This is a genomic window from Micrococcus sp. GPGPB33, assembly GCF_037853785.1.
Lineage (GTDB): Bacteria > Actinomycetota > Actinomycetes > Actinomycetales > Micrococcaceae > Micrococcus > Micrococcus luteus.
This window is the reverse complement of record NZ_JAQMWO010000002.1, coordinates 1,579,241-1,600,572: the sequence shown is the minus strand read 5'-3', so window position 1 is coordinate 1,600,572 and position 21,332 is coordinate 1,579,241. Positions and strand designations below refer to the sequence as shown.

Annotated in this window: 10 protein-coding genes, 3 rRNA genes and 2 pseudogenes; 1 reads left to right on the top strand and 14 read right to left on the bottom strand. The window is 69.0% G+C overall.

What is annotated here, in order from left to right; translation table 11 throughout:
• Positions 1 to 48: 48 nt before the first annotated feature.
• The 10 genes and pseudogenes from POD19_RS07650 to POD19_RS07605 form a co-directional block, all read right to left on the bottom strand.
• Positions 49 to 891: a TlyA family RNA methyltransferase gene (locus POD19_RS07650; protein ID WP_073117428.1), complete on the bottom strand. Its 843-nt coding sequence runs from the start codon at positions 889 to 891 to the stop codon at positions 49 to 51.
• Entirely contained in the window at positions 884 to 1,714 is an 831-nt protein-coding gene (locus POD19_RS07645) for an HAD-IIA family hydrolase (RefSeq protein WP_049147786.1), read from the bottom strand. Before POD19_RS07645 ends, POD19_RS07650 begins: the two co-directional genes overlap by 8 nt.
• The gene (locus tag POD19_RS07640) at positions 1,711 to 2,613 is read right to left on the bottom strand and encodes a hypothetical protein (RefSeq protein WP_223247459.1); all 903 of its coding nucleotides are present in this window, start codon (positions 2,611 to 2,613) and stop codon (positions 1,711 to 1,713) included. Before POD19_RS07640 ends, POD19_RS07645 begins: the two co-directional genes overlap by 4 nt.
• 518 nt (positions 2,614 to 3,131) lie before the next feature.
• Positions 3,132 to 3,248 (bottom strand): 5S ribosomal RNA (rrf, locus tag POD19_RS07635).
• A gap of 191 nt (positions 3,249 to 3,439) precedes the next feature.
• Positions 3,440 to 6,531 (bottom strand): 23S ribosomal RNA (locus POD19_RS07630).
• A 437-nt stretch (positions 6,532 to 6,968) separates the two neighbouring features.
• Positions 6,969 to 8,491, bottom strand: a 16S ribosomal RNA gene (locus POD19_RS07625).
• Together the 16S, 23S and 5S rRNA genes form the textbook arrangement of a ribosomal RNA operon.
• A 782-nt stretch (positions 8,492 to 9,273) precedes the next feature.
• The gene (tyrS, locus tag POD19_RS07620) at positions 9,274 to 10,617 is read right to left on the bottom strand and encodes a tyrosine--tRNA ligase (protein ID WP_078025586.1); all 1,344 of its coding nucleotides are present in this window, start codon (positions 10,615 to 10,617) and stop codon (positions 9,274 to 9,276) included.
• A gap of 69 nt (positions 10,618 to 10,686) precedes the next feature.
• Positions 10,687 to 12,974: pseudogene (locus tag POD19_RS07615) on the bottom strand (HelD family protein).
• A 168-nt stretch (positions 12,975 to 13,142) separates the two neighbouring features.
• Positions 13,143 to 14,603, bottom strand: a complete 1,461-nt coding sequence (argH, locus tag POD19_RS07610) for an argininosuccinate lyase (RefSeq protein ID WP_063190210.1) — start codon at positions 14,601 to 14,603, stop codon at positions 13,143 to 13,145.
• An 85-nt stretch (positions 14,604 to 14,688) separates the two neighbouring features.
• Positions 14,689 to 15,929 (bottom strand): annotated as a pseudogene (locus POD19_RS07605) (argininosuccinate synthase).
• 621 nt (positions 15,930 to 16,550) lie between these two features.
• Here POD19_RS07605 and rpf point away from each other — a divergent pair.
• On the top strand, positions 16,551 to 17,501 hold the full coding sequence (gene rpf, locus POD19_RS07600; RefSeq protein ID WP_115166107.1) for a resuscitation-promoting factor Rpf: 951 nt from the start codon (positions 16,551 to 16,553) through the stop codon (positions 17,499 to 17,501).
• Between the two features lie 114 nt (positions 17,502 to 17,615).
• Here the strand turns inward: rpf and argR are convergent, their stop codons facing one another.
• The 4 genes from argR to argB are packed head-to-tail and all read right to left on the bottom strand — an operon-like array spanning position 17,616 to position 21,329.
• On the bottom strand, positions 17,616 to 18,104 hold the full coding sequence (argR, locus tag POD19_RS07595; protein WP_095694721.1) for an arginine repressor: 489 nt from the start codon (positions 18,102 to 18,104) through the stop codon (positions 17,616 to 17,618).
• A complete protein-coding gene (gene argF / locus POD19_RS07590; RefSeq protein ID WP_340309412.1) occupies positions 18,104 to 19,063 on the bottom strand; it encodes an ornithine carbamoyltransferase in 960 nt (319 codons plus the stop codon). The genes argR and argF overlap by 1 nt, the downstream gene beginning before the upstream one ends.
• Positions 19,060 to 20,346 (bottom strand): acetylornithine transaminase, encoded by a 1,287-nt coding sequence (locus POD19_RS07585; RefSeq protein WP_144818746.1) that lies wholly within the window; start codon positions 20,344 to 20,346, stop codon positions 19,060 to 19,062. Before POD19_RS07585 ends, argF begins: the two co-directional genes overlap by 4 nt.
• Positions 20,343 to 21,329: an acetylglutamate kinase gene (argB, locus tag POD19_RS07580; RefSeq protein WP_169577793.1), complete on the bottom strand. Its 987-nt coding sequence runs from the start codon at positions 21,327 to 21,329 to the stop codon at positions 20,343 to 20,345. The genes POD19_RS07585 and argB overlap by 4 nt, the downstream gene beginning before the upstream one ends.
• Between the last annotated feature and the right edge of the window lie 3 nt (positions 21,330 to 21,332).

Here is a 21,332-nt window from a genome sequence, read left to right as displayed (position 1 = left end):
GAACCGGTGGCCCCGCGCCCGTGGACGGGCGGCGCCCCCGGACGCGGGTCAGGACCAGTCGATGTGGGCGCCCCGGACCCACCCGGCGGCGCGCTCGTCGGCGGGCGTGGCCGGGCTCGTCCTGCCGGCCGGGTCGTCGGCCGCGGTGGCGTCGGGGCGGTGGAGCCGCAGGAAGAACTCGGCGTTCCCGTCCTGGCCGGCCAGGCCGGATCGGGTGAGGCCGCGGGGGGCGAGGCCGGCGCCCAGCGCGGCCGCGGCCACCCCGGCGACGGCGTCGCGGCGGGCGTCCGGATCGGTGACGACGCCGGAGCGCGGCAGGGCGCGCCGCCCGACCTCGAACTGGGGCTTGACCATGAGCAGCAGCTCCGCGCCGGGTCGGCACACGCCCGCGAGCGGGGCGAGGACGAGGCGCAGCGAGATGAAGGACAGGTCGGAGACCACCAGGTCCACCGGACCGTCGATGTCCTCGGCCCTGAGGTCGCGGACGTTGAGCCCCTCGCGCACGAGGACGCGGGGGTCGGCCTGGACGGGCGGGGCCAGCTGGTCGTGGCCCACGTCGACGGCGGCCACCCGTTCGGCGCCCCGCTCGAGGAGGACCTGGGTGAATCCGCCGGTGGAGGCCCCGGCGTCGAGCGCCCGGCGGCCGGCCACGGCGACGTCCGGGAATGCCTCGAGCGCGCTGACGAGCTTGTGGGCCGCACGGGAGACGTACCGCGGGCCCGGGTCGCGCAGGCGCAGCGTGGCGTCGGCGGCCACGCGGTCGGAGGGCCGGCGCACCGGGCGGCCGTCGAGGAGGACCTGCCCCGCGCGGATGAGCGCCGCGCCCTCCGTGCGGGAGCGGGCCAGGCCCCGGGCGGCCAGGGCGACGTCGGCGCGTGCGGTCTCAGCCACGCCGTGGGTCCGCGAAGGCCTCGGCCCCGCCGGCGAGCAGAGCGGGCAGGTGCGCACGGACCCACGTGGGCCGGTCCGGCCCGGGGGCGGCGGCCGCGGTCTCGCGCGTGTCGATGCCGGTCAGGACGAGCACCGTGTCGAACCCCGCCGCGTTGCCGCCGCGGATGTCCGTGTCCAGGCGGTCGCCGACCACGAGGGGACGGGCCAGGCCGAGGGCCTCGGCCGCCGTCCGGAACAGTCGTGGCTCGGGCTTGCCCGCCGCGACGGGCGCGGTGCCGGTGGCCCGGCCCACCGCCTCGACGAGGGCCCCGTTGCCGGGGGCGATCCCCTCCGCGCGCGGGATCGAGGTGTCCAGGTTGGTGGCGACCCAGGTGGCCCCGGCGCGCACGGCGTACGCCGCCTCCGCCAGATCGGCCCAGCCGAGACCGGGGTCGAAGCCCTGGATCACCGCGTCGGGACGCTGCGCCGCGGACGCGACCACCTCGTAGCCCCGCTCCTCGACCACGGCGCGCAGGTACGCCGAGCCGACCACGAGCACCCGGCCGGTGCGGCGGCCGAGCGTCTCCTCGAGCAGGTCGACGCCCGCCGGTGCGGAGCCGAAGACCTGCCCCGCCTGCGCGGGCACCCCGAGCGTGCGGAGATGCTCGGCCACAGACTCCGGCGCGCGGGAGGCGTTGTTCGTCACGAACCCGACCGGCACGCCCCGTTCCTGCAGCGTCGACAGCGTCTCGACCGCCCCGGCGATCGCGCCGCCTCCGGCGTAGACGACGCCGTCCAGGTCGCACAGCAGCCCGTCGTGACCGGCGAAGAACGTGGCGCTCACCGCTCGTCCGCCTCCGGGGCCTCGAGGGCGTCGAACAGCGACAGCTGGTTCGGGTCGACCTCGTCCGGCGCGTCGACGGCGGCCGGCGGCTCTGCGGCGGCCTCCGGCCGGGGCGCCTCGGTCGGCTCCGTGGCGGCCTCCGGCTCCTCGGCCGGGGATCCGTCCGCCGTCGGCTCCGCACCGGCCTCGGCCGCATACCGCTCGTGGCGCCGTTCGCGGGGGGACGGGCGGCGGTCCCGGGGGTCCTCGACCGGCTCGGTGTCCACGTCGATGATCTCCGGGTCCGCGAACCCGCCCACGCCGAGGGCCTTCTCCGCGACGCGCACGGCACGCGCCCAGAGCCGAGCCTCGTCGCGGCGCCCCAGGGCGAGCAGCACGTCGGCCTGACGCTGGAACAGCCGGGGAGAGAAGGGGTAGCCGCGCCGCCGGTCCAGTTCCGGGATCTGCAGGGCCTCATGGGCACCCTGAAGGTCGCCGGCATCCTCGCGGATGCCGGAGACGACCATGGCCAGCTCGGCCCGCGCCGCCCGGTCCAGACGCGAGGCATCCACCTCGGCGGCCAGCTGCAGGGCCTTCTCCGTGCGGCCGAGGGCACGCTCGCTGTCCACCTGCGCGGCGATGTGGGTGTCATCGCCCGTCATACGCCGGTAGGTGCGGAACTCGCGCAGCGCGTCGGCGTACTCCCCCGCCGCGTAGGCGGTGAGCGCGACTGCCTCGCGCACGCGTGAGAGGCGGCCGCCCTTGCGGGACGCGGCGAGGGCGTGCTGGAACGCCAGCGCCGGGTCGACGTCCAGGTAGCGGCCGGCCATCACGAGATGCTTGGCGACCCAGCTGGCAGGACGCTCGTCAAGGCCGTTGATCTCCTTGAGCGTGCCGCGGTCGAGCTCCTGGCCCGTCACGTCCGGGTCGATGTCCGGAGAGCGCTCCTGGTCCGCACGATTCGCCGCTCGGAGGTCACCGGGATTGTGCGCGGGTCGTTCGGCGCGGTCCTCGCGACGAGGGCCCGTCGGCGCACCGCGGCGCTCGGGGCGTCCGCCCCCTGGCCCGGGCCGCGCCGCCGGTCCTCGTGAGGCCCGCCGGAGCGGCGCCGGTCACCGGCACCGCTGCGAGGACGTCCGTCGCGGTCACCACCACGACGCCGGCCATCACCGCCACCACGGGGCCCGCGGCCCTCGGATCCGCGGTCCTCGCGGCGCTCTCGGGGGGTGTCCTCAGCCATGGTGTCCTTCCTGGGCGTCACGCCGCGACGGTCCGCGGGAACGCGGTCTCTGTTCCTCATGTGCCGGCCTCGCGGCCGGGTCCTCAGGGGACCAGGCTAGTGCCCGGAGCCTGTGGCAGACCGTCCTTGCGGGGAAAACAGTCCAGAAATGCGGGAAGGGCCTCGCACCCAACGGTGCGAGGCCCTCCCTCAAAGAATGTCCGGCGGCGACCTACTCTCCCACAACCTCCCGGCTGCAGTACCATCGGCGCTGTGGGCCTTAGCTTCCGGGTTCGGAATGGAACCGGGCGTTTCCCCCACGCTATGACCGCCGTAACCCTAACCCCACACCACCACCCTCAACACGGGCAACAGCAGGGAAACCTACGGGTCACACAACAGTGACACTATTCAACTGAAACACCCCAACCATCCACCAACAAGCAGACAGCCGGCTGCAATCAGACAACCGCACAGTGGACGCGAACACCAACCCATCACCTTGAAGCAAGCAATGGGATAAGAGTGTGTGTAAGTCATCGGCCTATTAGTACTGGTCAGCTTCACGAGTCTTCAGTCCTCGCTTCCACATCCAGCCTATCAACCCAGTGTTCTAGCTGGGGGCCTCACACCCTCAAAGGGGCAAGGAAATCTCATCTCGAAGCCGGCTTCCCGCTTAGATGCTTTCAGCGGTTATCCATCCCGAACGTAGCTAATCAGCCATGCACCTGGCGGTACAACTGACATACCAGAGGTTCGTCCGTCCCGGTCCTCTCGTACTAAGGACAGACCTTCTCAAATTTCCAACGCGCGCAGAGGATAGGGACCGAACTGTCTCACGACGTTCTGAACCCAGCTCGCGTACCGCTTTAATGGGCGAACAGCCCAACCCTTGGGACCTACTCCAGCCCCAGGATGCGACGAGCCGACATCGAGGTGCCAAACCATGCCGTCGATATGGACTCTTGGGCAAGATCAGCCTGTTATCCCCGAGGTACCTTTTATCCGTTGAGCGACGGCCGTTCCACAACGAGCCGCCGGATCACTAGTCCCGACTTTCGTCCCTGCTCGAGCTGCCACTCTCACAGTCAAGCTCCCTTGTGCACTTGCACTCGACACCTGATTGCCAACCAGGCTGAGGGAACCTTTGGGCGCCTCCGTTACATTTTGGGAGGCAACCGCCCCAGTTAAACTACCCATCAGGCACTGTCCCTGACCCGGATCACGGGCCGAAGTTAGATATCCAGAGTGACCAGAGTGGTATTTCAACGGCGACTCCACGAACACTGGCGTGCCCGCTTCACAGTCTCCCACCTATCCTACACAAGTCACACCGAATACCAATACCAAACTATAGTAAAGGTCACGGGGTCTTTCCGTCCTTCTGCGCGTAACGAGCATCTTTACTCGTAATGCAATTTCGCCGAGTTCATGGTTGAGACAGCGGGGAAGTCGTTACTCCATTCGTGCAGGTCGGAACTTACCCGACAAGGAATTTCGCTACCTTAGGATGGTTATAGTTACCACCGCCGTTTACTGGGGCTTAAGTTCTCCGCTTCGCCGAAGCTAACGGGTCCCCTTAACCTTCCAGCACCGGGCAGGAGTCAGTCCATATACATCGTCTTACGACTTCGCATGGACCTGTGTTTTTGATAAACAGTCGCTTCCCCCTGGTCTCTGCGGCCCCGATCCCCTCACACCAGCACGTGGTGCTCAAGGTTGGGGCCCCCCTTCTCCCGAAGTTACGGGGGCATTTTGCCGAGTTCCTTAACCATGATTCTCTCGATCGCCTTAGTATTCTCTACCTGACCACCTGTGTCGGTTTAGGGTACGGGCAGTTTGAACCTCGCGCCGATGCTTTTCTAGGCAGCATAGGATCACCGGATCACCCACCACGTGGGCGCCCATCAGGTCTCAGGCATACAGCCGGCGGATTTACCTACCGGCAGCCCTACACCCTTAGACCAGGTCATTTCCATTGCCCGGCCCGGCTACCTTCCTGCGTCACACCTGTTAATGCGCTTGCCTCCCCGGTTCAGGTCCCGCGCTCCCCATCACCGACCCCGTCAAAGACGGGGTTCGGGATGGTTCGGGCGGTTAGTATCACCGGCTCAGCATGGGCGGTTCTTCACTGGTACGGGAATATCAACCCGTTGTCCATCGACTACGCCTGTCGGCCTCGCCTTAGGTCCCGACTTACCCAGGGCAGATTAGCTTGACCCTGGAACCCTTAGTCATCCGGCGGACGGGTTTCTCACCCGTCTTTCGCTACTCATGCCTGCATTCTCACTCGTCCACAATCCACCAGAAGTTACCCGCTGGCTTCACCTCGTGAACGACGCTCCCCTACCCATCCAGCAAAACTGAATGCCACGGTTTCGGCGGTGTACTTGAGCCCCGCTACATTGTCGGCGCGGAATCACTTGACCAGTGAGCTATTACGCACTCTTTCAAGGGTGGCTGCTTCTAAGCCAACCTCCTGGTTGTCTCAGCAACTCCACATCCTTTCCCACTTAGCACACGCTTAGGGGCCTTAACCGGTGGTCTGGGCTGTTTCCCTCTCGACTATGAAGCTTATCCCCCACAGTCTCACTGCCACGCTCTCACTTCCCGGCATTCGGAGTTTGGCTGAAGTCAGTAACCTTGTAGGGCCCATCGTCCATCCAGTAGCTCTACCTCCGGGAAGAAACACGTGACGCTGCACCTAAATGCATTTCGGGGAGAACCAGCTATCACGGAGTTTGATTGGCCTTTCACCCCTACCCACAGCTCATCCCCTCCATTTTCAACTGAAGTGGGTTCGGTCCTCCACGCGCTCTTACACGCGCTTCAACCTGGCCATGGGTAGATCACTCCGCTTCGGGTCTAGGACACGCGACTCAATCGCCCTATTCAGACTCGCTTTCGCTACGGCTTCCCCACACGGGTTAACCTCGCCACGTATCACTAACTCGCAGGCTCATTCTTCAAAAGGCACGCTGTCACCCCACAAGGAGGCTCCAACGGTTTGTAGGCACATGGTTTCAGGTACTATTTCACTCCCCTCCCGGGGTACTTTTCACCATTCCCTCACGGTACTGATCCGCTATCGGTCAACAGGTAGTATTCAGGCTTACCAGGTGGTCCTGGCAGATTCACACGGGATTCCTCGGGCCCCGTGCTACTCGGGCAACCCTCCAACAGCGGCGGAACACATTTCGACTACGGGACTCTCACCCTCTACGGTCCAGCATCCACACTGGTTCGTCTATATGCCCGCACCTCACTGCGCCATGCCGGCAGACATGACAAGGAGGGGCCCACAACACCGCACATGCAACCCCTGCCGGGTATCACACACATACGGTTTAGCCCCATCCGCGTTCGCTCGCCACTACTAACGGAATCACTTTTGTTTTCTCTTCCTGTGGGTACTGAGATGTTTCACTTCCCCACGTTCCCTCCACCCGGTCTATGTGTTCAACCGGGGGTCACACGACACGTCGTGCGGGGTTTCCCCATTCGGAAATCCTGGTCTCAACGTCCGGTTATCGACTCCACCAGGCTTATCGCAGATTCCCACGTCCTTCTTCGGCTCCTGTTGCCAAGGCATCCACCATGCGCCCTTGGAAACTTTCACACACAATGAAAGTCCTCAAATGAGCAATATCTAACTAAGATGTCATTCTCGGCATCACCACACCTCACACACCACCCCAGGGGGAACAGTGCGATCAACGATGCAGCAACAAAAAATAAGATGCTCGCGTCCACTATGCAGTTCTCAAACAACAACCCACACCCCATCCACCAACCCTCAAGGCCAGCTTCACAAGGCACGGAGACCAGAAACAACAACCCCAACCCTCACAGGTCAGGGCACCTGCTGTTCCAGGACCCAACAGTGTGCCAACACCAGCTCGCAGCCACCAACACCACCCATTCCAACCACACCCGCAAAGGCATGACGTACTCGAGCACTGCCGGCACCACCACTGGCACCATTCATTGATGTTCCACCCATGAGCAACCCGCCATCACACACGCGGTGATGCAACGGGCACTAATGCTCCTTAGAAAGGAGGTGATCCAGCCGCACCTTCCGGTACGGCTACCTTGTTACGACTTAGTCCCAATCGCTGGTCCCACCTTCGACGGCTCCCCCCACAAGGGTTAGGCCACCGGCTTCGGGTGTTACCGACTTTCGTGACTTGACGGGCGGTGTGTACAAGGCCCGGGAACGTATTCACCGCAGCGTTGCTGATCTGCGATTACTAGCGACTCCGACTTCATGGGGTCGAGTTGCAGACCCCAATCCGAACTGAGACCGGCTTTTTGGGATTAGCTCCACCTCACAGTATCGCAACCCATTGTACCGGCCATTGTAGCATGCGTGAAGCCCAAGACATAAGGGGCATGATGATTTGACGTCGTCCTCACCTTCCTCCGAGTTGACCCCGGCAGTCTCCCATGAGTCCCCACCATTACGTGCTGGCAACATGGAACGAGGGTTGCGCTCGTTGCGGGACTTAACCCAACATCTCACGACACGAGCTGACGACAACCATGCACCACCTGTGAACCCGCCCCAAAGGGGAAACCGTATCTCTACGGCGATCGAGAACATGTCAAGCCTTGGTAAGGTTCTTCGCGTTGCATCGAATTAATCCGCATGCTCCGCCGCTTGTGCGGGCCCCCGTCAATTCCTTTGAGTTTTAGCCTTGCGGCCGTACTCCCCAGGCGGGGCACTTAATGCGTTAGCTGCGGCGCGGAAACCGTGGAATGGTCCCCACACCTAGTGCCCAACGTTTACGGCATGGACTACCAGGGTATCTAATCCTGTTCGCTCCCCATGCTTTCGCTCCTCAGCGTCAGTTACAGCCCAGAGACCTGCCTTCGCCATCGGTGTTCCTCCTGATATCTGCGCATTCCACCGCTACACCAGGAATTCCAGTCTCCCCTACTGCACTCTAGTCTGCCCGTACCCACCGCAGATCCGGGGTTAAGCCCCGGACTTTCACGACAGACGCGACAAACCGCCTACGAGCTCTTTACGCCCAATAATTCCGGATAACGCTCGCACCCTACGTATTACCGCGGCTGCTGGCACGTAGTTAGCCGGTGCTTCTTCTGCAGGTACCGTCACTTTCGCTTCTTCCCTACTGAAAGAGGTTTACAACCCGAAGGCCGTCATCCCTCACGCGGCGTCGCTGCATCAGGCTTTCGCCCATTGTGCAATATTCCCCACTGCTGCCTCCCGTAGGAGTCTGGGCCGTGTCTCAGTCCCAGTGTGGCCGGTCACCCTCTCAGGCCGGCTACCCGTCGTCGCCTTGGTGAGCCATTACCTCACCAACAAGCTGATAGGCCGCGAGTCCATCCAAAACCGATAAATCTTTCCAACACCCACCATGCGGTAGGCGCTCCTATCCGGTATTAGACCTAGTTTCCCAGGCTTATCCCAGAGTTAAGGGCAGGTTACTCACGTGTTACTCACCCGTTCGCCACTAATCCACCCAGCAAGCTGGGCTTCATCGTTCGACTTGCATGTGTTAAGCACGCCGCCAGCGTTCATCCTGAGCCAGGATCAAACTCTCCGTAAAAAAATTACAGAACAACACCGTGGCAGCCGGAAATAACCACCACGACATCCATTCAATACCTAGCAGACCATCACCACACCACGGGGGTGGCAGGCGATGATCAACCAATATGTGTTAAAACAATTGGCATCAACAAACTTGGCACACTATTGAGTTCTCAAACAACAGGCGCTTCCAGCTTCAGCGACCCGCTCCGCGGGCCGTTTCGCTCTGGAGCAACTTCTCCATCCTAGACCATCCGTTTCGACCGTGTCAACTCCGTGTCCGAAGCATTCACCGTCCGTTCACATGGTCGGGCTAGAAAACCTTACCACATGATCCGACCATGTCAACTCCGCTCAACGCGGTGTCAGACACTCACCGGACCATCCACGTGGAAGGCCTTGAAAAGCTTACCACATGATTCCCGGCTGTCAAACCAGATCATCTTCTTCAGGAATCCCGACCCGCATCACTGCCGGCCGCGCACCCGGTGAGCACCACCCGCCCTGGACCTGCCATTCTCGGCATGAATCCGCGGATTCTGTGTTCTTCACCCCGCCTCCCGGTCACCCGGTCGGCGTCTTGAGCACGAGATGGAACTCTACACACGAATCCCACCGAACACAAAATCAGGGGTGACACCCGGCGTCCGGGCACGAAGGAGGGCCCCGTTCTCCGCAGAATCCTGCGGAGAACGGGGCCCGGTGCTCCTCCCGTGGGCGGTTCCTCCGCCGTCGCCGCCCGTCGTGTCCTCGGTCACTTCTGGCGACCCGGTGGACACCGGTGGTCTGCGGCCGTGGTCAGGCCTCCCCCAGGTCCGCACCCGCCATGTTCTTCTTGCCCCGGCGCACCAGCAGGTGCCGGCCGGCGAGGGCGTCGTCTCGGGTGAACACCTGGTCGGCATCCGTCACCCGCACGTTGTTCACCGACGCGCCGCCGTCGCGCACCGTCCGACGCGCCTCGGAGCGCGAGGCGACCAGCCCGGTGGAGACCAGCAGCTCGACCGCGGTCACGGTGCCCGGCTCCCCCTCCCACTGGGTCCGGTCGGCCTGCGGCAGCTCGGCCAGCACGGCGGTCAGCGTGTCCGGGTCCACCGTGGTGAGGTCGCCGCCTCCGAACACCGCCTGGGAGGCCTCGATGACCTTCGTCGTCGTCTCCTCTCCGTGGGCCAGCGCCGTGACCTCCCACGCCAGGCGCCTCTGGGCTTCCCGGCGGAACGGCTCGTCGGCCACCTTCTGCGCGTACTCCTCGATCTCCGCGCGGGTCAGGAACGTGAAGACCTTGAGCCGGTCGACGACGTCCGCGTCCGCCGTGTTGAGCCAGAACTGGTAGAAGGCGTACGGGGAGCACATCTCCGCGTCGAGCCAGACGGCGTTGCCCTCGGACTTGCCGAACTTGGTGCCGTCCGCGTTCGTGATCAGCGGCGTGCCCAGCGCATGGGCGTGGGTCCCCTCCACCTTGCGGATCAGCTCGGTGCCGGCGGTGAGGTTGCCCCACTGGTCGGAGCCGCCGGTCTGGAGGGTCACGCCGTGCCGGCGGTGCAGCTCGAGGAAGTCGTTGCCCTGCAGCACCTGGTAGGAGAACTCCGTGTAGGAGATGCCCTCATCAGAGTTCAGGCGCTTGGCCACGATCTCCTTCTTCACCATCGTGCCGACGCGGAAGTTCTTGCCGACGTCCCGCAGGAAGTCCAGCGCGCTCATGCCCGCGGTCCAGTCCAGGTTGTTGACCATGGTCGCCGCGTTCTCCCCCTCGAAGGAGAGGTACGGCTCGATCTGCGCGCGCAGCGACTCCACCCACGCCGCCACGGTCTCCTGCGAGTTCAGGACGCGCTCCGAGGTCTGCCGCGGGTCGCCGATGAGGCCGGTGGCGCCGCCCACGAGGGCATACGGGCGGTGGCCGGCGAGCTGCAGGCGGCGCAGTGTGAGCAGCTGGACCAGGTGTCCCAGGTGGAGAGACGGAGCGGTCGGGTCGAAGCCGCAGTAATACGAGACGGGCTCCCCGGCCAGCGCCTGTTCCAGCGCGGCCTCGTCCGTCGAGACGTGCACGAGCCCGCGCCAGCGCAGCTCCTGCCAGACGTTCTCGAAGCTCGGGTCGTTCGCCTGTGCGCGCAGTCGGGCCGCGCGCTCCTCGTTCTGGGGTGCCATAGCCCCCAGCCTAGCGACGCGCCCGCGCGCCTCCGCGACGCCGTGCACGTGCGACGTCGCCCGCGGGGCTCACTCCGGGACGTCCGCCAGCCCGGCCGGCAGCGCGGCCGCGTCCGTCCCGGCGACGACGGACAGCGACTGGGTGGCGCGGGTCATCGCCACGTACAGATCGCCCACCACGCCGCGCGCGTCGGCCACGATCCGCTCGGGCGAGACGAGCACGACGGTGTCGAACTCCAGCCCCTTGGTCTCCCACGGGGTGGCGACGACGATCTCGACGCCGGGCAGCGGCGCGGTGTCCACGGCCGCCTCCCCCACCGCTCCCGGAGGGCCGTGAGCAGCTCCCCCGTCCGCTCGGCGGGGGCGATCACGGCGGTCAGGGCCTCGGGCACGCGGTCCCGCTCGACCTCGACCGCGTCGAGGGCCAGGGCCGCGACGTCCCCGCCCGGCTCCGTCACCAGGCGCGGGCGGTGGTCGCCCTCGCGCACGGCGCGCGGATGGGAGACCTCGAGCCCGGCCGCCCGTGCGACCTGCGCGGCCCAGCGCATCACGCGCGCGGGCGAGCGGTAGTTCACGGTCAGCTCTTCCAGGCGCCAGCGGTCCCCGAACTCCGGGGCGAGGACGGACGCCCACGAGCCGGCCGCGTCACGACGGGAGGACTGCGCGATGTCCCCCACGATGGTGAACGACTTCATCGGGCAGCGGCGCGCCAGCAGGCGCCACTGCATCGGAGAGAGCTCCTGAGCCTCGTCCACCACCACGTGCCCGTACGTCCAGGTGCGGTCGTGGGCCGCGGTCTCAGCGGTGGTCCGTCGCACCCCGCGTGCCTCATTGGCCGCGGCCAGCTGCTCGGCGTCCACGACGCCGTCGACGCCCAGGTCCGCGAGCGTCTGGTGCATGTTCTCCAGGGACGCCCTGGCGTTCTCGAGGTTGCGCTCGTGCTGGGCCGCGAACTCACCGCCCCGGCCCGGGGTCTCGAGGCGTCCGAGCAGCTCGGCCGCCTCGTCCAGCAGGGGCACGTCGGCCTCGGTCCAGGGGGCGTCGGCCGGCCGCAGGAGCGTGCCGACCTCGGCGTCGGAGAGCCACGGGGCCGCCGCCCGGAGCAGGTCCTCCCGGGTGAGGAGGTCGCCGATGAGCTTCTCCGGCGTCAGCGGCATCCAGCAGAGGTTGAGCGCGATGCGCACGTCGCGCGAGGTGCGCACGTCCTCCAGCAGGAGGTCACGCTGCACCGGGGCGCCCGAGGACTTCTCCAGCTTCTTGCGCAGCTTCTCCGCGAGCTCGCGGACGAGGATCTTCACGAACGTCACCCGGGCCTCGTTGTGGGGCTTGCGGGTGGCCCGTGCCTTGTCCCGGGCGCGCCGGACCATGGCCGGCTTGAGCTTGACGGCCGTGCCGTCGATCATCAGGCGCCGCGGCTCGACGAGCAGGCGCTGGCGCTGCGCGACCGCGTGGGCGACGGCGTCCACCATGTCCAGCCGGCCCTTCACCGCCGCCGCGTCGAGGTCCCGCTCCGGGACGGCCCGCACGCCCGGCATCAGCGTCCCCAGCGAGGACATCACGACACCCGTCTCGCCCAGCGAGGGCAGCACCCGCTCGATGTACCGCATGAACGCGGTCGAGGGGCCGACGATCAGCACGCCCGAGCGGGCGAGGCGCTCCCGGTGGGTGTACAGCAGGTAGGCGGCGCGGTGCAGGGCGACGGCGGTCTTCCCCGTGCCGGGCCCGCCCTGCACCACGACCGCCCCGGGCAGGGGCGCGCGGATCACCTCGTCCTGCTCCGCCTGGATCGTGGCGACGATGTCCCCCATCCGTCCCGTGCGTCGGGCGGTGACGGCGGCCAGCAGCGCACCCTGGGCATCGGCGCGCACGCCGTCCTCGCCCAGCAGCGTCGGGTCCAGGATGTCGTCCTCGAGGTCGCGCACCTCGCGCCCCCGCAGCATCAGGTGACGACGACGGCGCACGCGGCCCCGGTGGGCCGCCGTCGCCTGGTAGAAGGCGCCGGCCTCGGCCGCGCGCCAGTCGACGAGGAGGCGCTCGTGGTCCTCGGTGGTGAGGCCGATGCGCCCGATGTACCGCTGCTCGTCGGCCCCACCCTCCCGCTCGGCGTCGAGGTCGAGCCGGCCGAAGACGAGGCGGTCGTCCACGGCGTAGAGCTGGGCGAGTCGGTCCTCGTAGAGGCTGGCGAAGGCGTCGCGCTCGGAGTGGTTCTGCAGCGACCCCTGCGGGCCGGTCCGGCGCACGGCCGCGAGCTGGCGCTCCTTCTCCTCACGCAGGGCGTCGAGGCGGGCGTACCGCTCGGCGACCCGACCCCGCTCGAGGTCGAGCTCGGACTGGCGGACGGACACGGTATCGGTCATCGGGGGCCCTCGCGGTGCGGTGAGAGGCGGACCACGCTGCGGCCCGCCCGGCGGAAAAGTGACCACCCATGCTACGCCGACCGCGGTGAACGGCGGGTGACGCGGCGGTGCCCTGCCGGGCACCGCCGCGTCCGGCCCGGCCGACGCCGACTCGACCGGGCGACCGCGTCAGCGGGCGTCGACGACGGAGCCCGGCGTGTCGGCCCAGCGGCGCAGCGGTTCCAGGGCGTCCTCGAGCGCCCCGATCTGCGCCGCGACGGCCGTCGGCGCGGTCCCGCCCTGGGCGTCGCGAGAGGCGAGCGAGCCCTCCGTGCTGAGCACCTCGCGGACCTGCGGGGTCAGCGCCGGCGAGATGGCCGCGTACTCATCGTCCGTGAGGTCCCACAGCTCCACGCCCCGGGCCTCGGCCGCCTTCACGGCCTCGCCGGACAGCTCGTGGGCCTCGCGGAACGGGACCCCCTGGCGGACGAGCCACTCGGCGACGTCGGTGGCCAGCGCGAAGCCCTGCGGGGCCAGCTCCGCCATGCGCTCCGTCTGGAACTCGAGGGTGGCGATCATCCCGGAGACGGCGGGCAGCAGCAGCTCGAGGGTGTCCGCGGCGTCGAAGACGGGCTCCTTGTCCTCCTGCAGGTCGCGGTTGTAGGCCAGCGGCATGCCCTTGAGCGTGGCCAGCAGCCCCGTGAGGTCGCCGATGAGGCGGCCGGACTTGCCGCGGGCCAGCTCGGCGACGTCCGGGTTCTTCTTCTGCGGCATGATCGAGGACCCTGTGGAGTACGCGTCGTGCAGCGTCACGAAGCCCGCCTCCTTGGTGGCCCAGAAGATGACCTCCTCCGAGATGCGGGACAGGTCGACGCCGACCATCGCGGCGACCCACGCGAACTCCGCGTACACGTCGCGGGCGGCGGTGCCGTCGATCGAGTTCCACACGGCCGACTCGAAGCCGAGCTCGGTGGCCACGGCGTTCGGGTCCAGACCCAGGGAGGAGCCTGCCAGGGCCCCGGAGCCGTACGGCGAGACGGCCGCGCGCGCGTCCCAGTCCACGAGCCGCTGCAGGTCCCGCGCGAACGCCCAGGCGTGCGCGAGCAGGTGGTGCGAGAGCAGGACGGGCTGCGCGTGCTGCAGGTGGGTGCGGCCCGGCATCGGCGCGTGCGGGTGCGCCCGCGCCTGATCGAGCAGCGCGTCCACCGTGGCGATCACGCCCCGCGCGATGATGCGGGCGTGGTCGCGCAGGAACATCCGGCCGAGGGTGGCGACCTGGTCGTTGCGGGATCGGCCGGCCCGCAGGCGGCCGCCGAGCTCGGGACCGGCCCGCTCGATGAGGCCGCGCTCGAGCGAGCCGTGCACGTCCTCATCGGACGCCGCCGGGGTGTAGGCACCGGAACGCACGTCCGCCTCGAGACGGTCGAGGGCCGCGATCATCCCGTCCAGGTCGTCCGCACTGAGCAGACCGGCGGTGTGCAGCACCCGGGCGTGGGCACGGGAACCCGCGATGTCATAGGGCGCCAGGCGCCAGTCGAAGTGCGTTGACTTGCTGAGCGCGGCGAGCGCCTCGGAAGGGCCGCCGGCGAAGCGGCCGCCCCACAGGGCGCCCTCGTTGGTCCCGTGGCGGGCATCGGTGTTCTCGGTCATCGAAGGTCTCCTCGAGGTCGGTGACAGGCCGACGGCGGCCGGCCCGGTCGCGGGCGGGCCGCCGTCGTGCACGGGGCGTGCGGGGTCAGTCGTTGGACAGGCGGGCGACGTCCTGGAGGTCGTCGCTGCCGCGCAGGCGCTGCTCGCGCTCGGAGGCCGTCTTCGCGGACAGGCCGAAGATGTCGATGAACCCGCGGGCCGAGGACTGGTCGAACGAGTCGCCCTCGTCGTACGTGGCGAGGTTGAAGTCGTACAGGCCGGTCTCGGACCGGCGACCCTGCACCGTGGCGCGGCCGCCGTGGAGCTCCAGGCGGATCTCACCGTTGACGTGCTCCTGGGTCGCGTCGATGAACGTGTCCAGGTTCCGCTTCAGCGGGGAGTACCACTGGCCGTCGTAGACCAGCTCGGTCCACCGCTGGTCCACATGCTTCTTGAAGCGCGCCTGTTCACGCTCCAGGGTGACGTTCTCGAGCTCACGGTGGGCCGCGATCAGCGCCATGGCCCCCGGTGCCTCGTAGATCTCGCGGGACTTGATGCCCACGAGGCGGTCCTCGACGATGTCGATCCGGCCCACGCCCTGGGCACCGGCCCGGCGGTTGAGCTCCTCGATGATCTCCAGCGGGCTCAGCGCGCGGCCGTCGAGGGCCGTGGGGACGCCGCGCTCGAAGGCGATCGTGACCACGTCCGGCGCCGGCGGGAAGGCGGGGTCGTCCGTGTAGTCGTAGACGTCCTTCGTGGGGCCGTTCCAGATGTCCTCGAGGAAGCCGGTCTCGACGGCGCGGCCCCACACGTTCTGGTCGATCGAGAACGGGTTCTTCTTGGTGGTGACGATCGGCAGGTCGTTGCGCTGGGCGTACTCGATGGCCTTCTCACGGGTCAGGGCGAGGTCGCGCACCGGGGCGATGCACTTCAGGTCGGGCCCGAGGGTCTGAATGGAGACCTCGAAGCGGACCTGGTCGTTGCCCTTGCCGGTGCAGCCGTGCGCCACCGTCGAGGCGCCGAACTGGCGGGCCGCCGCGACCAGGTGGCGGGAGATCACCGGGCGCGAGATCGCGGAGACCAGCGGGTAGGCGTCCATGTAGAGGGCGTTGGCCTTGAGCGTGGGCATGCAGTACTGCTCGGCGAACTCGTCACGCGCGTCGGCGACGTAGGCCTCGACGGCGCCGCAGTCCAGGGCGCGCTGGCGGATCGTCTCGAGGGACTCGCCCCCTGGCCCACGTCGACCGCGACGGCGACGACCTCGGCGCCCGTGGCCTCGGCGATCCAGCCGATGGCCACCGAGGTGTCCAGGCCGCCCGAGTAGGCAAGGATGATGCGTTCCTTCACGTTTTCTCCTTTATATAGGGGGGCGTCTCCGAGCGCGGCACGTGGCCGTCGAAGGCGTGCTCGGCGACGATCCTACCCGGGTCTTGAATAAATATGCAACTGACGGAATATCAGCTCCCGATGGATCCTGCGCAGCCCCTCTGCGCCCACCGCGGCGGCCACCCGCAACCATGGCCCCGCGCTCGAAGTTCGGGTCGAACGCGACGCCGGTCACGGTTTCGACCGTCGATCGTGACCTTCGCCCATGCCCCTGTGACGGAGGTCGTCCACACCGTCCAATCAGACGCCCTGAGTTCCAATGCGGCCAGTGGCGTGCATTTCGTCCACGTACTCCCGCCTCAGGTAGCGATTCGTCACCTGATCTCAAATGTGAGACGGACGGGCAAGAATTCGTCGACCCATGATTTGACGCGAGGGGGGCTCCCGTCGTTGACTCTTCCGTAGCCGATTCGTGATCGAACCGTGATCTGACCGAGAGGTCGGGGACGGGGAGGCCACGACATCGAACCCCCTCCGACGGTCGCCCGCTGCTGGGTCGTCTCGAACCGACGGAGGGCATGACCCGACCAAGGAGAAGGACGACCCCGGTGCGCCTCGGCCGCCGATCAGCGAGGACTCGCTATGGACATCATGACTCTCTTCACCACTTCCGCCACCCGCTCCCGCCGTGCCACCGCCTCGATCGTTGCGGGCATGACCCTCGCCGGCGCCGCCGCCGTGGGCTTCTCCGCCCCGGCCCAGGCCGCCACCGTGGACACCTGGGACCGCCTCGCCGAGTGCGAGTCCAACGGCACCTGGGACATCAACACCGGCAACGGCTTCTACGGCGGCGTGCAGTTCACCCTGTCCTCCTGGCAGGCCGTCGGCGGCGAGGGCTACCCGCACCAGGCCTCCAAGGCCGAGCAGATCAAGCGCGCCGAGATCCTCCAGGACCTGCAGGGCTGGGGCGCCTGGCCGCTGTGCTCGCAGAAGCTGGGCCTGACCCAGGCTGACGCGGACGCCGGTGACGTGGACGCCACCGAGGCCGCCCCGGTCGCCGTGGAGCGCACCGCCACCGTGCAGCGCCAGTCCGCCGCCGACGAGGCTGCCGCTGAGCAGGCTGCCGCCGACGAGGCCGCTGCCGAGCAGGCTGCTGCCGAGCAGGCCGCCGCTGACCAGGCCGCCGCCGAGCGCTGGGCCGCCGAGCAGGCTGCTGCCGAGCAGGCCGCCGCTGACCAGGCCGCCGCCGAGCGCTGGGCCGCCGAGCAGGCTGCTGCCGAGCAGGCCGCCGCCGACAAGGCCGCCGCCCAGCGTGCCGCCGCCGCGGAGAAGGCCGCCGCTCAGAAGGCTGCCGCCGCGGAGAAGGCCGCCGCTCAGAAGGCTGCCGCCGCTGAGAAGGCCGCTGCCGCGGAGCAGGCCGTCGTCGCCGAGGCCGAGACCATCGTCGTCAAGTCCGGTGACTCCCTCTGGAAGCTCGCCAACGAGTACGAGGTGGAGGGCGGCTGGACCGCCCTCTACGAGGCCAACAAGGGCGCCGTCTCCGACGCCGCCGTGATCTACGTCGGCCAGGAGCTCGTCCTGCCGCAGGCCTGAGACGCCTGACCGGTCCCCCGGACCGGTGCGGCACGAGGAAGGCCCCCGCCGTCGGCGGGGGCCTTCCTCGTGTCTGGTGCCCGTCACCCGCGCGGGCGGGGCCGGACGGGTCGGCTAGCCCGCCAGACCCAGCAGGTGGGCCGCGACGGCCGGGGCGGACGTGGTCCCCGTGGTGATGAGGAGGATGGTGTCGTCGCCGGCGATCGTGCCCAGCACGTGCTCCACGCGCGCCTGGTCGATCACGCTGGCCAGGAACTGCGCCGCACCCGGGGGCGTGCGCAGGACCACGAGGTTGGCGGTGGGCTCGGCGGAGACGAGCAGCTCGCGGGCCATGCTCGCCAGGCGATTCAGCTGCGCGTCCGAGCCGCGGCCCGGCACGGCGGCGTCGTCGCCCTCCGCCGGCAGGGCGTAGACCATGCCGGCCGGCCCGCGCGTCCGCACCGCGCCGAGGTCCACCAGGTCCCGCGAGAGCGTGCCCTGGGTGACGGACAGCCCGCGATCGCCCAGGGCGTCCGAGAGTTCGGCCTGGGAGCGGATGCCCCGGGTGGCCAGGATCTCCCGGATCGCGGCCTGACGGGCGATCTTCGTCGTGGGGGCGGCCATCAGCGCGGCTCCTCGGCCAGGCCGGAGCGATACAGCAGCCAGGCGATGAGAGCCTTCTGCGCGTGCAGGCGGTTCTCGGCCTCGTCGAACACCACGGACCGCGGCCCGTCGATCACCTCGGCCGTGACCTCGTAGCCCCGGTACGCGGGCAGGCAGTGCAGGAAGATCGCGTCGTCGGCCGCCCGCGCCATCGCGACGGCGTCCACCTGGTAGTCCCGGAACAGCGCCAGGCGGGCCTCCTTCTCCTCCTCCTGGCCCATGGACACCCACGTGTCGGTCACGACGACGTCCGCGCCCGCCAGAGCCTCGGCCGCGTCCGTCGTGACGAGGACGGAACCGCCCGTCTCCGCCGCCCGCCGTCGGGCGGCGGCCACGACGTCCTCGGCAGGCAGGTGCCCCTCGGGTCCGGCGACCCGCACGTGCATGCCGGCCGTCGCGCAGCCGAGCAGGTACGAGTGGGCCATGTTGTTCGCCGCGTCCCCCAGATACGCCAGGGTGCGGCCCGCCGTGCCGCCGAGGTGCTCGCGCACCGTCAGCAGGTCGGCGAGGATCTGACAGGGGTGGTAGTCGTCGCTGAGCGCATTGACCACGGGCACCGAGGAATGGGCGGCCATCTCCTCGAGGCCGGCCTGGGCGAACGTGCGCCAGACGATGACGCCGACCATCCGCTCCAGCACGCGGGCCGTGTCGGCCACGGACTCCTTGTGGCCCAGCTGCGACTCCCCCGGGTTCACGATCAAGGGCGTCCCGCCGAGCTCGGCGATGCCCGCGGCGAACGAGACGCGGGTGCGCGTGGAGGTCTTGTCGAAGAACACGATGCCGGTCCGGGGCCCGGCCAGCGGGCGGTGCCGGAACCGGTCGGCCTTCATCTGCGCGGCGAGGTCGAGCACCTCGGCCTGCTCGGCCGGGGTGAGGTCCGTGTCCACCATGAAGTGGCGGACGGCGGTGGCGGGGGTCATGGGCGGTCTCCTTCGGCGGGGGTCAGGGCGGCGGCCACGAGCCCGGGCAGGGCGGCGGCGAAGCGCTCGAGCTCGGCCACGGGCACGGTCAGCGGCGGGGCCAGGCGCAGGGTGGACGGGCCGGTGGCGTTGAGGATCCAGCCCGCCTCGAGGCCGGCGGCGACGACGGCGGGGGCCAGCCCGCCGGCCGGGGCCGCTCCCGCGGGGTCGGCCAGATCGACGCCGATCCACAGGCCGTGACCGCGCACCGCGGCCACCTCGGGCAGATCCTCCAGCAGGGCGGCCACGGCCTCACCCGCCGCGCGGACGTGGCCGAGCAGGCCCTCGTCCTCGACGGTCTGGAGCACGGCCAGGCCCGCGGCGGTGGCCAGGGGGTTGCCGCCGAACGTGGTGCCGTGCTGGCCGGCGGTGAGCAGCCCGGAGACGGCGGGGCCGACGCACACGAGCGCCCCGATCGGCACGCCGCCGCCCAGTCCCTTCGCCAGGGTGAAGGCGTCGGGCACCACCGGCTCGGCCGCCCCGGTGACGGCCGGGTTCTGGAAGCCGAACCACGTGCCGGTGCGGCCCACACCGGACTGCACCTCGTCGAGGATCATCAGGGCGCCGGCCTCGCGGGTCGCGGCCCGCACCTCGGCCAGGTAGCCCGCCGGCCAGCCGTGCACGCCGGCCTCGCCCTGGACCGGCTCGAGGATGACGGCGGCGACGGTGGCGCCGTCGTCGTCCGGGGCCAGGGCCGCCCGCAGGGCCGCGGCGTCCCCGCCCGGCACGTGCTCCACGCCGCCGGGCAGCGGCTCGAAGGGCGCCCGGTAGGCCTCCTTGTGCGTGAGCGCGAGGGCGCCCATCGTGCGGCCGTGGAAGGCCCGCTCGAGCGCGATCACCCGCGTCCGGCGGCCGGACGGGTCGTCCGCACCGTGGCGGCGGGCGAGCTTGAACGCGGCCTCGTTGGCCTCCGTGCCGGAGTTCGCGAAGAACACGGTGGAGCCCGCGGGCGCGCCGGCCAGCTCCAGCAGGCGCTCGGCCAGGCGGATCTGCGGCTCGGAGGTGAAGAGGTTGGACACGTGGCCGAGCGTGGCGACCTGCTCGGACACCGCCCGCACCAGCGCCGGGTGGCCGTGGCCGAGCGCGTTCACGGCGATGCCGGCCAGCAGGTCCGTGTAGCGCCGGCCGTCGGCGTCCCACACGTGGACCCCCTCGCCGCGCACGAGCACGCGGGTGGGGCGGCCGAAGACTCCGGTCAGGGCGGCGTGGTAGCGCTCCAGCAGCGCGGACTGGTCGGTGCTCATGCGTCCTCCTCGGGGGTGGTCGGGGCGGTGGGCTCGGCGTCGGGCACCACCTGGGTGCCGACGCCCGCAGAGGTGAAGACCTCGAGCAGCATCGAGTGGGGGCGGCGGCCGTCCACGACGTGGGCGCGCTGCACGCCGGCGTCCACGGCCGCCAGGCACGCGGCCATCTTCGGGATCATCCCGGAGGCCAGGGAGGGCAGCAGCGCGCGCAGCTGGGCGGCGGTGAGCGAGCTGATGAGGGAGTCGCGGTCCGGCCAGTCGGCGTAGAGGCCTTCGACGTCGGTGAGCAGCACGAGCTTCGCGGCGCCGAGGGCGGCGGCCAGGGCCGCGGCGGCGGTGTCCGCATTGACGTTGAGGACCTGCCCGGTGGGCTCGCCGTCGTCGTCGATCTCGGGGGCGACCGACGAGACCACGGGGATCCGCCCGGACTCGATCACGTCGAGGATCGCGGTCGGGTCGACTCCGGTGACCTCTCCCACGAGGCCGAGGTCCACCTCCTGGCCGTCGACGACGGCGCCCGTGCGGCGGGCGCGCAGCAGCCCCGCGTCCTCGCCGGAGAAGCCGACGGCGTACGGGCCGTGGGAGTTCACGAGGCCGACCAGCTCGCGGCCCACCTGTCCCGTGAGCACCATGCGGACCACGTCCATGGCCTCCTCGGTGGTCACGCGCAGGCCGCCGCGGAACTCCGAGGCGATGCCGAGGCGGTCGAGCATCGCGTTGATCTGCGGGCCGCCGCCGTGCACCACCACGGGGTGGACCCCCACGTGGTGCAGGAACACGATGTCCTCGGCGAACGCCCGGCGCAGCTCCTCCGAGACCATGGCGTTGCCGCCGTACTTGACGACCATGACGGTGCCGGCGAACCGCCGGATCCAGGGCAGGGCCTCGACGAGGACCTCCGCCTTGGACTCGGCGCGGTCGAGCCGGTCCGCGGTGGACAGGACGGGCGCGGCCGCCGTGGCCGGATCGGTGTGCGGGCTCATGCT

Coding starts and splice junctions, on each gene's coding strand:
- rpf (WP_115166107.1), top strand. CDS start 16,551: ATGGACATCATGACTCTCTTCACCACTTCCGCCACCCGCTCCCGCCGT.
- argR (WP_095694721.1), bottom strand. CDS start 18,104: ATGGCCGCCCCCACGACGAAGATCGCCCGTCAGGCCGCGATCCGGGAG.
- tyrS (WP_078025586.1), bottom strand. CDS start 10,617: ATGGCACCCCAGAACGAGGAGCGCGCGGCCCGACTGCGCGCACAGGCG.
- argF (WP_340309412.1), bottom strand. CDS start 19,063: ATGACCCCCGCCACCGCCGTCCGCCACTTCATGGTGGACACGGACCTC.
- argH (WP_063190210.1), bottom strand. CDS start 14,603: ATGACCGAGAACACCGATGCCCGCCACGGGACCAACGAGGGCGCCCTG.
- argB (WP_169577793.1), bottom strand. CDS start 21,329: ATGAGCCCGCACACCGATCCGGCCACGGCGGCCGCGCCCGTCCTGTCC.
- POD19_RS07585 (WP_144818746.1), bottom strand. CDS start 20,346: ATGAGCACCGACCAGTCCGCGCTGCTGGAGCGCTACCACGCCGCCCTG.